The 8707-nt window shown below is 68.2% G+C and carries 13 protein-coding genes; 5 read left to right on the top strand and 8 right to left on the bottom strand.

The features are described 5' to 3' along the window. The 4 genes from ACOJSF_RS03920 to ACOJSF_RS03905 all read right to left on the bottom strand — a co-directional run. Positions 1-451: TonB-dependent receptor plug domain-containing protein (locus tag ACOJSF_RS03920; protein WP_420140920.1), on the bottom strand; the 451-nt coding region annotated here is incomplete at its 3' end. A 79-nt stretch (positions 452-530) separates the two neighbouring features. After that, complete coding sequence (locus ACOJSF_RS03915) at positions 531-959, bottom strand: hypothetical protein (RefSeq protein ID WP_420140919.1); 429 nt, start codon at positions 957-959, stop codon at positions 531-533. Positions 960-1001: 42 nt separating this feature from the next. Next, positions 1002-1802, bottom strand: a complete 801-nt coding sequence (locus tag ACOJSF_RS03910) for an NTP transferase domain-containing protein (protein WP_420140918.1) — start codon at positions 1800-1802, stop codon at positions 1002-1004. 29 nt (positions 1803-1831) lie between these two features. Further along, positions 1832-2524 (bottom strand): hypothetical protein, encoded by a 693-nt coding sequence (locus ACOJSF_RS03905; protein WP_420140917.1) that lies wholly within the window; start codon positions 2522-2524, stop codon positions 1832-1834. Between the two features lie 31 nt (positions 2525-2555). Here ACOJSF_RS03905 and ACOJSF_RS03900 point away from each other — a divergent pair, with 31 nt between their 5' ends. Then, the gene (locus tag ACOJSF_RS03900; RefSeq protein WP_420140916.1) at positions 2556-2966 is read left to right on the top strand and encodes a hypothetical protein; all 411 of its coding nucleotides are present in this window, start codon (positions 2556-2558) and stop codon (positions 2964-2966) included. On the opposite strand, the gene ACOJSF_RS03895 is transcribed toward ACOJSF_RS03900, so the two are convergent. After that, the gene (locus ACOJSF_RS03895; protein WP_420140915.1) at positions 2960-4141 is read right to left on the bottom strand and encodes a sugar-transfer associated ATP-grasp domain-containing protein; all 1182 of its coding nucleotides are present in this window, start codon (positions 4139-4141) and stop codon (positions 2960-2962) included. The genes ACOJSF_RS03900 and ACOJSF_RS03895 overlap by 7 nt on opposite strands. A 102-nt stretch (positions 4142-4243) precedes the next feature. Continuing rightward, positions 4244-4804 (bottom strand): FMN-dependent NADH-azoreductase, encoded by a 561-nt coding sequence (locus tag ACOJSF_RS03890; protein WP_420140914.1) that lies wholly within the window; start codon positions 4802-4804, stop codon positions 4244-4246. Positions 4805-4892: 88 nt separating this feature from the next. On the opposite strand from ACOJSF_RS03890, the gene ACOJSF_RS03885 reads away from it, so the two are divergent. The 3 genes from ACOJSF_RS03885 to ACOJSF_RS03875 all read left to right on the top strand — a co-directional run bounded on the left by ACOJSF_RS03885 (position 4893) and on the right by ACOJSF_RS03875 (position 6628). Then, positions 4893-5267: a winged helix-turn-helix transcriptional regulator gene (locus ACOJSF_RS03885; protein ID WP_420140913.1), complete on the top strand. Its 375-nt coding sequence runs from the start codon at positions 4893-4895 to the stop codon at positions 5265-5267. A gap of 93 nt (positions 5268-5360) precedes the next feature. After that, on the top strand, positions 5361-5816 hold the full coding sequence (locus ACOJSF_RS03880) for a MarR family winged helix-turn-helix transcriptional regulator (protein WP_420140912.1): 456 nt from the start codon (positions 5361-5363) through the stop codon (positions 5814-5816). Continuing rightward, positions 5813-6628, top strand: coding sequence for an NAD-dependent epimerase/dehydratase family protein (locus tag ACOJSF_RS03875; RefSeq protein ID WP_420140911.1), 816 nt, complete (start codon positions 5813-5815; stop codon positions 6626-6628). Before ACOJSF_RS03880 ends, ACOJSF_RS03875 begins: the two co-directional genes overlap by 4 nt. 9 nt (positions 6629-6637) lie before the next feature. On the opposite strand, the gene ACOJSF_RS03870 is transcribed toward ACOJSF_RS03875, so the two are convergent. Then, on the bottom strand, positions 6638-7363 hold the full coding sequence (locus ACOJSF_RS03870; protein ID WP_420140910.1) for a class I SAM-dependent methyltransferase: 726 nt from the start codon (positions 7361-7363) through the stop codon (positions 6638-6640). 163 nt (positions 7364-7526) lie between these two features. Continuing rightward, a complete protein-coding gene (locus ACOJSF_RS03865) occupies positions 7527-7778 on the bottom strand; it encodes a hypothetical protein (protein ID WP_420140909.1) in 252 nt (83 codons plus the stop codon). A 397-nt stretch (positions 7779-8175) separates the two neighbouring features. On the opposite strand from ACOJSF_RS03865, the gene ACOJSF_RS03860 reads away from it, so the two are divergent. Beyond that, positions 8176-8707 (top strand): MFS transporter (locus ACOJSF_RS03860; protein ID WP_420140908.1); only part of this gene is annotated, 532 nt, incomplete at its 3' end.

Below are 8707 nucleotides of genomic sequence, written 5' to 3'. Positions count from 1 at the left end.
AGCGGAGCGCGTTCGCTCCCTTGAACACCTCCACATAGCGGTAGGCGCTGGGATCGACTTCGAAGAAGTCGAGCAGCCCGTCGGAGGTGTTCATCGGCACGCCGTCGATGGTCAGCGTGATACCGCGCACGCCATAGGCACGCGACAGGCCGGAGCCGCGGATCGACAGCCGCACGTCGTCGCCCATGCGCGGCTGGACGATGACGCCGGGCACATATTGCAGGATGTCCTTGATGGTCTGGACGGGCGTATTCTTGAACGCGGTATCCGGGACGATTTCGACCCCGCCGGCCGTGCGTTCGATCTCGGCGGTCGCCTGCGCGACGGTCGGCGTGGCGGTCACCACGATATCGGCGCTCCGCGAGAGCGGCGTCGAGGTCTGCGCGCCAGCAGGCGCGGTCAGTAACGGGCAAAGCGCGGTGACGCCTGCCAGGAAACAAGATCGATGCATGAAATACCTCTGATCGGCCCGCCGCAGGGCTGCGGGGGCGCGGGTCGACGTGCCGTGCGGGACGGCATTGGACGAAGGATCAGAGGGTGGCGGGCGGCCCTCGCAGAGGCGGGCGAAGATAGGCCGGGCGCGAGGGCGGCGGCAGCGCGGCCCCCGCGAGGCCGATCGCCATGACGAAGGCGATGAGCGCGGCAAGCTGGATCGGGTCGATCGTATCCAGCGCGGGCGCCGACAGCGCGGAGAAGGCACACGGCATTTCGGGCTTGCCGTGGTCCTTGGGCGTCCCGTGATCCATGGACTTGCCATGGTCGGCCATGTCGCCATGCATGTCCGCCATCTCGGCTGCCGCCATGGTCGGCATGGCGGCGGGGCACATGACGATGGCAACGCGCCCCTGCTCGCTGCCGATCATGTAGCCGGTCGGGACCAGCAGCTTCAGCAGCAGCGTCGCCCCGCACAGGAAGAGGGCAAACCGACGTTGCGCCAGAAGAGTGCGGATCGCGGGCACGACTCACGACTATCCGGCGCCCGACCGCCTGTCACCCGGACATTATGCCCCAGGGGCCGCCCCCCGCGCGTGGGGCGTGGTGTCGCAGGCGGCGCGGTCTGCGATGATCGCCTCCGCCACCGCCAGCGTCCGGCCATTGTCGACGTCGATCGCGGCCGTGCCGTCCTCAAGGATGATCGGGCGGATGGGGAAACCGAAGCGGCGCGAGAAGCGGCCGAACGCACCCGCGAGCGTGCCCAGGCCGAAGCGGAAGGCGATCAGATTATAGAGGCCGAACGCTCGGACGATCCGCCACGGATGCTTGGCGAACTGGCCGCCGCTCCGAAACACCTCCGCCGCCGCGAGCGCCGAGGGCGTGCCGATCCAGTAAGCGTTGCAGTTGGAATAGGCATCGTCCCGAAAGCGGTAGAAGCGGCGCTGCCCGTCGGGATGCGCCGCGAGGACCGAGTCACGCCGGGTGAAGGCGACCGCGACCGAGCAATGCGCGGCGCCACGATCGATGGCGGCGATCGCGTCGGGCGTGAGCAGGACATTGTCCCCCGTGGTGACGAGGACCGGAAACGGCGCGCCCGCGATCGCCGCGAACAGGCTGTCGACCAAATTATGCCGGGCGCGGACCGCGACGAGCTTGCCCGTGGCGATCAAGGCGCGAGCCTCCGGCACGGCATCCGACAGCGCCGGATCGTTGATCGAGACGATGATCCGGCCGATCGACGGCGCGGCGGCGAGCGCGGTCAGCACGTGCGCGATCATCGGCCGTCCCGCGACGGGGACGAGGCATTTGTCGGCGAGGCCGGCGGCGGCGGCGAGCGGATCGATCGTCCCCTCGCGCCGCCCTGCCATGACAACCGCGGTCGTCGTCGGCCGCGTCATCACGAACGCGCATAGGCCGGCATGCCGGCATAGTCCGCGATCTGCCACGCGGGGACGCCCTTCTTCGCCTTCGTCAGATCGATCAGACCGTGTCGGCGCAGGCTTTCCGCGACGATCGTCTCGATCAGCTCGGCATGACTCCACCCACCGAGCAGGGCCGCCATGGCGATGGTCTTGCGCGACCAGAGGTTGCAGTTGAGGTTCACCTCCAGGAACTGGATCGAACCGGTTGCCGCATCCAGGCGGAATTCGAACCGGCCATAATCGAACGGCATGAATTCGGGCATCAGGGCGCGCGTCGCGGCCTCGATCTCCGCCAGCCGGAGGTGATCGTTGAAGGGCTGGATCGCATAGGCCTGATGGTCGGCCAAATCGCGCTTCTCGGCATAGCTGCGCAGCAGCGTGGGATCGTCCTGCTCCACGATCATCATCGGCAGGATCACCGACTGGCCGTCAACCGTGATGACCGAAACCTCGATATCGTGCCCGACGATGAACGGCTCGACGATCGCGTCGTGGCCCTCGGCATGGATCGCGGCGACCGCGTTGCACACCCCGTCCCAATCCTCGGCCGCGCGCACCCCCCAGCTTGCGGACGAGGCGTTGGGCTTGATGACGTAGCGGCTGGCGCGCGGACAAAGCTGCGGCCGCACCGGCAGCGTGCGGCGGTAGAGCGCCCAGTCGGCGGTCATCAGCCCGCGCGCGCGCCACAGTCTTCGTCAGATGCTTGTCGTCGGAAAGGCCGCGAATGATGGGGTCGCCGCCCAGATATGGCAGCCCCAGCCGGTTGCACAGCAACGGCAGCATCATTTCGGAATTAAGGAAGCCGCCGCGGTTCAGCAGCGGGAACACGAAATCCACGTCGGGCGCCTCAAACAGCGCCTCGTAGCGGTCGGCGACCGACAGATTGAGCCCGATCGCGCGCAGCACGTCGCGGATTTCGGCATGGTAGGTGGCGTGGGTCCCGTCCGCGCGGTCGGCCACCCCCTGCGACAAAGCATGCTTGGCGACATAGAGGATGCGAAGGCGCTTCTTGGCCTTGTCCGGGATCGAAAGCGGCCGGGGCTTGATGAGGCAACGGGTCATCCCGTCGGCCTAACCATCCCATGCGTAGGTTTCGGGGCGGCTCAATGACACTTGCGTGCAAGCCGGTCGGCCCGCGCGAGCTGATAGGTCAGCAGCGCACCGTAGCGACCGCCGCCCAGCCCCGCACGCGCCGCGCGCTGCGGCATCAGCACGCCCGGCTTGCCATTGCCTTCGATCAGGATCGGGCCATCGGGCGAGAAACCCACGTCCCACCCGATCAGCGCATAATCGGCGAAGGCGCGCGCATGCGCGTCGACGACCAGCACACGCGCGGCCGCCCAATCGGGCAGGCACCGTCCGGGGATCCGGGCGCCGGTCACGGGATGGGCCGCATGGTCGCCGCCACCATAGCCCCGGCAGGCCAGCCCCAGCATCCCGTCGGCCAGGCCGAGCGGACTGAGCAGCCCGCCCGCCTTCATATTGTCGACCGCTGCGCCCGGATCGACGGGAATGCGCAGCACGGCGTTGACCAGCTCCGGCATGCCCGCCTCGTTCCGGATCGTGGTCATGCGCGCGGTGGGCAGCGCGTTCAGCGCGAGATCGCGCAGCGCATCATGCACGGCGATCCGGTGCTGGATCAGCCAGGCGTGGCGGCGGCGAGGATGATGGACGCGCAGCCATTCGGCCAAAGCAGCGGAATCCTCGGGCGCGCCATCGATGAAGGCCACGCCGGCCCCGCCCTCGCCCCGTGCCGGCTTGATCAGCAGCGACCGCCCGGCGGGCGCTCGAAGCACGGTGGCCCGCCCCCCGACGATCGTCGCGACGACCTCCGGATGGGGCAGGCCATGCGCCGCGCAGCGGGCGTAGAAGGCGATCTTGTCGGCGAGCACGCACCGCGCGGTCCAGGCCAGCGGATTGATCCGCTTGTTGAGGCCCGCATCCTCGAACCGGCGGATGTAGCTGTCGAGCTGTGCCAGATCGTCGACGCGGAACAGCGCGATGTCGTTCGGGTCGGCGAAGGCCTGACGCGCGATCGCGACGGCGCAGGCGCGCCAGCGCGCGTCCAGACTGTGGCGACGCTGGACGGCGCGCGCGCGAAACGGGATCCAGGCAAGGAAAGCGAGCCCCACGCCCGCATCGACGCAGGCGCGCAGCGGGCCGCGATCGCGCCGCCGCCGCGCATAATGGCCGGCGAGGAAGCCGCCCGACACCGGGACGCGCACCCCAGGATACAGCGCATAAAGCTTCTTCGCGCGATACCAGAGCTCGGTTGCGGACAGCATCCGGGCTTCCTGGCGCGCGCGCATGACCCCGTGATGGCAGTGCGCGGGGTCGGCCGTGTCCCGAGCCGTCAGGCGGACGGCCCGGGAAGAGGGGAGTGCAGTTCAGGCGGCGAGCGAGGCGGCGCGTTCCTCCGCGCGTGAAATCGATTCGTCGCGGGCAGGGGGGAGCGCGGTGCCGTCGGCGGCGACGATCTCCACCGTGTCGATCCCGATGAAGGCGAACACGGCGCGCAGATAGGTTTCGGCATGTTCGAGCGGCGCCATCGGACTGCCCTCGGGATAATAGCCGCCGCGCGCGAGCGCGACGATGACCCGCTTGCCGCCGGCCAGCCCCTCCACGCCCGCTTCCGAATAGCGGAACGTCTGCCCGGCGATGAGGATGCGGTCGATCCACGCCTTGAGCTGGGTCGGGATCGTGAAATTGTACATTCCGGTGCCGATCACCACGACATCGGCCGCCTTGAACTCGGCAAGCGCCGCCTGCGACTCTCCACTGGCGAATTCCGCGAGCGTGAGGTGCGGAAGCGGCGCCTCGGCCAGATCGCGGCGGATCACCTCCGCCTCGGGATGCTGCGACAGGAGACGGCGGACCGCCTCGGCGGAAATGCGCCGGCTGGCCGACGCGTCGCCATTGATGCTGGTGTCGAGGTGGAGGATTTTCATAAGGCCTCAAGGTCTGGATTGTAGACCTGGACCAGCTATGTGACTGCCACGACTTCGCCAAGAACGCATAATTTTAGGACCAGGTCACATGAATGAGACCGTGCTTCCGGCCGACCATGGCGACTGCCAGCAAATCATCGGCATCCTGTCGCGGATCGGTGACAAATGGACCGTGCTGGTCATCATGGTGCTCCACGCCCGTCCGCATCGCTTCAACGAGATCAAGCGTGCTTTGTCCGGCATTTCGCAGCAGATGCTGACACGGACGCTCAAGAGTTTGGAGCGCGACGGGATGGTGCGCCGGACGGTGCACGCGACGGTGCCGCCCCAGGTCGAATACGCCCTGACCGACCTCGGCTTCTCTCTTTCCGAACCCGTCGCGGCGATGGGCGCGTGGGCCAGGGCCAATCTCGCCACGATCGCGCGCAACCGCTCCTCCTACGATCAGGCGCGCGCGCTCTGAAGGTCGTCATCACAAGCCTTGCGGTAACTCAGCCGCTGAAATCGTCCCAAAAACCCCGTTGACAGAATGTTTGCACCCTAACATATTAGTTAGATGGCAAACAAAAATAACGCTTCCGACGGCACGATCGGGAGCTGGGCCAAACGGTGCTATTTCGCCGGTCGGGCGCTCATGGATCAGGCGCTGCGCCCCCACGATCTCGGTGCGACGCAATGGTATGTGCTGTACCAGCTCGCGTCGCATGGCCCCACCATGCAGCGCGAGTTGGTCCGCCAGCTCCAGGTCGAACGCGCGACGCTCAGCCTCGTCGTGGCCTCCCTCGTCCGCAAGGGGCTGGTGGAGCAGGTCGCCGACGCGGCCGACAAGCGCCAGAAGCTGCTGCGGCTCACCGCCGCCGGAACGGCACTGTGGGCCGAACTGCCCGATCTGGGCTTCATCCATCAGGCGGCTTTCGGCGACATTCCGGACCCGGACATCGCGACCGCCATCCGAGTCCTGCGGATCGCGACCGAACGGCTCACCGCTCTCAGCAAAGGAACCGACCAATGACAATCCTGGTCACCGGCGTCACCGGCCTCGTGGGCGCTCGGCTGCTGCCCCGTCTGGTCGCGGCGGGCATGGCGTGCCGCGCGCTGGTCCGCGCGGAGGGGACACTTCCCGAGGGCGTCGCCGCCGTTAAGGGCGACCTGTTCGATCGCGCCGCGCTGGCGCGGGCCGTCGAGGGCGTCTCGGCGATCGTTCACCTCGCCGCCGTGTTCCGGACCGAAGACACCGATCTGATCTGGAAAACCAATCTGGAGGGGACGCGTATCCTCCTTTCGGCAGCGGAGGCCCATGCGCCTGGCGCCCGCTTCATCCTCGCCAGCACCGGCCATGTCTACAATCCGGACACGCCGCATCCGGGGCGCGAGGAAGACGCGCTTGCGCCGGACCATGCCTATCCGGCGAGCAAGGTCGCGGCGGAGCAGGCGGTGCAGCAGGGCGGGCTCGCTTGGATCATCCTGCGCTTCCCGTTCGTCTATGGCGATGGCGATGGCCATCTGGAGATGCTGCCGAAATATGCGGTGTCGGCGGGGATGCACCCGGCCAAGCGGATCAGCACCATCCATCATCGCGACATTGCGGCGGCGGTGGAGTTGGCGCTGTCGGGCGCGCTGGACGGCCGCATCGTCAATCTCGCCGACGAAGCGCCTACGTCAATCTACGAGCTGGCGACGCTTGCGGGCGCGAGCGTTGACGGCTCGTCCGAGCCGCTCGCCAATCCCTGGCACCTCCATCTCGATGCGTCGCTCGCCCGCCGCCTCGGCTTCCGCCCCACCGTCAGCACGGTGTATCAGGCGGCGCGGGATGGCCTTCTCTAGAACCGCGCCTCAGCGCGCGGTCGAGAAACGGGTGAGACGGTAGACCGAGGCGGGCGGCACGTTGCGCAGCGCGGTGCCGACATGCTCGGCGACGAGACCGATTTCCTCCAGCACCTCGGCCGGCACCGAGCAGCGCCGGCCATAGGTGAAGAGATAGAAAGCGGCACCCGGGGCCATCCGCGCGAATGCCGCGCGCACGATCGCCTCAACCTGCGCGGGCGGCATGTTGCGCAAGCCGAGCCCGCACACCACCGCGCCGAACAGCGCGCTTTCCCCGTCGCGGCCATGGCCCAGCGCGGCGGCGTCGATGTCGAGGATCGTCGCGCGTGGAAAGCGCTGTCCCAGCAGGCGCGCGAAGCCGGAATTCTGCTCGACCAGCGTCAGATCGCTTTCCTGCACGCCCCTGGACAGCAGGCGCGCGGTGAACACCCCGGTCCCCGGGCCGAGCTCCAGCACGGGGCCGCTGCTCGCGTCGATCTCGCGGGTGATGAGCGCGGCCAATGCCTTGCCCGACGGCGCGACCGCCGCCGTGCCGGCGGGATCGCGCAGCCATTCGAGCGCGAAGCGCGCGCTGTCCTGCCACCCGCCCCGCCCGGCGCCCGGCGGCGAGGATCGGCGCGTCGAGCAGACGGCCAGGGCGGCGTCGCCGGGGTTGGGCGACAGGCGGACGTTGCGACCGGGTTCCGCGCAGAGGCGGTCCCACCAGGAGGGGGCGGCAGGTTCGTGAGAGGCCATCGTCGGCCTCCTTACAGGCAAGACGGTATCAGCGAAATGCGAAGACGATAGTCGCCCGCTAAAAGTTCGGCGGGCGGGCGCAAATCGGCGATGTGTCGCGCTCCACCATGCCCGAAGCTCCAGCAGCGCCATGCGGGCCTTGCCCAGTCCTCCAAGCGTCAGGTCATGCCCCGGCATGGATCAGTCCGAGCAGTTCGCCGATCTGCGCGGGCGTGAATCCGGCGTCTTCCAGGTTCGTGACCGGAACGCTGCGCGGGAAGAGCGCCCGCGCCAGCTCGGCATAGGCCCGCAGCTGCTCGAGACGCGGATTGGCGAGGGAGACCGGCCGCGGCCTGACGAGAAAGACGAAGAGGTTTCGCACGCGCGATCGGCTGCGCGCCATCAGCCCGTCCTTGATTCCGATTGCGATCGCCATGCGCTCAAGGGGTGAAAAGCCCCGCACGTCGCGTCCCGGACGAGGGGCGGCAACAGGGTCCGGCCGTAAGATTTGCATGAGCATGGGGTGTCTCCCATCGATGGTTGCAGGCGGCACGCCGCGCGCCACTAGCAGAAGCGAAACGGCGCCCGCCATGACGCGCAGAAATGCCGGCCGGGGCTGCCCGCCTCCATGCCGGAAGCCGCAGATTATTTGCCTGGTCCTCCAAAACCGGCTCCAGCGCCCCCTCGCGCCCGCCACCAGACGCAATACCGTCGCGGCTTCCGACCCAAGATCGAAGACGCGCAGGATGAGGCAAGTTTTTTCCGGGTTCCGGCATTCCAACCTCGCTCGGCCCCTCTAACGTGCCTGCTCCGATCGAAGCGAGGAGCGCATCATGACCCATCCTTCCGCATCGGCAGGGACCATTGCATCCGCACCCCATCGGGACCCGTCGCCGGACGGAAGCGTCCGTAGTGTTCGGTCCTTCCTTCTGCTCGCCGCCTTGTTTCTGGTGAGCGCCTTCTGCCAGATCGACCGGATCCTGCCCTTCATCCTCGCCGAATCGATCAAGCGCGAGCTTCAGCTCAGCGATACGCAGATCGGCCTGCTCACCGGCCTTCCCTTCGCGCTTTGCTATGCGTTGCTGTCGCTGCCGCTCGCGCGGGCCTCGGATCGGGGGTCGCCGCGTCTGGTGCTGGTCACGTGCATCGCCGTCTGGAGCGCGATGACCGCGCTCGGCGGCATCGCCGCGAGTTTCGCCTTTCTGGCGTTCACGCGCTTCGGCGTGGCGCTGGGCGAGGCCGGGGCCACCCCTGCGGGACATGCCCTGATCGCGCGCAGCATCGGCCCTGCCCGTCGCGGCCTGGGGATCGGCATCTTCTCGATGGGCATCCCGCTCGGCACCATGGCCGGTTTCGCGCTCGGCG

It is taken from the genome of Sphingomonas sp. (genome assembly GCF_048594985.1).
Lineage (GTDB): Bacteria > Pseudomonadota > Alphaproteobacteria > Sphingomonadales > Sphingomonadaceae > Sphingomonas_I.
This window is presented reverse-complemented; position numbering and strand designations above follow the sequence as displayed.

What these genes read in the sequence shown, in the direction of transcription:
- ACOJSF_RS03910 (WP_420140918.1), bottom strand. Translation starts at nt 1,802, where the DNA reads ATGGCAGGGCGGCGCGAGGGGACGATCGATCCGCTCGCCGCCGCCGCC.
- ACOJSF_RS03905 (WP_420140917.1), bottom strand. Translation starts at nt 2,524, where the DNA reads ATGACCGCCGACTGGGCGCTCTACCGCCGCACGCTGCCGGTGCGGCCG.
- ACOJSF_RS03900 (WP_420140916.1), top strand. Translation starts at nt 2,556, where the DNA reads ATGCTTGTCGTCGGAAAGGCCGCGAATGATGGGGTCGCCGCCCAGATA.
- ACOJSF_RS03895 (WP_420140915.1), bottom strand. Translation starts at nt 4,141, where the DNA reads ATGCTGTCCGCAACCGAGCTCTGGTATCGCGCGAAGAAGCTTTATGCG.
- ACOJSF_RS03890 (WP_420140914.1), bottom strand. Translation starts at nt 4,804, where the DNA reads ATGAAAATCCTCCACCTCGACACCAGCATCAATGGCGACGCGTCGGCC.
- ACOJSF_RS03885 (WP_420140913.1), top strand. Translation starts at nt 4,893, where the DNA reads ATGAATGAGACCGTGCTTCCGGCCGACCATGGCGACTGCCAGCAAATC.
- ACOJSF_RS03880 (WP_420140912.1), top strand. Translation starts at nt 5,361, where the DNA reads ATGGCAAACAAAAATAACGCTTCCGACGGCACGATCGGGAGCTGGGCC.
- ACOJSF_RS03875 (WP_420140911.1), top strand. Translation starts at nt 5,813, where the DNA reads ATGACAATCCTGGTCACCGGCGTCACCGGCCTCGTGGGCGCTCGGCTG.
- ACOJSF_RS03870 (WP_420140910.1), bottom strand. Translation starts at nt 7,363, where the DNA reads ATGGCCTCTCACGAACCTGCCGCCCCCTCCTGGTGGGACCGCCTCTGC.
- ACOJSF_RS03865 (WP_420140909.1), bottom strand. Translation starts at nt 7,778, where the DNA reads ATGGCGATCGCAATCGGAATCAAGGACGGGCTGATGGCGCGCAGCCGA.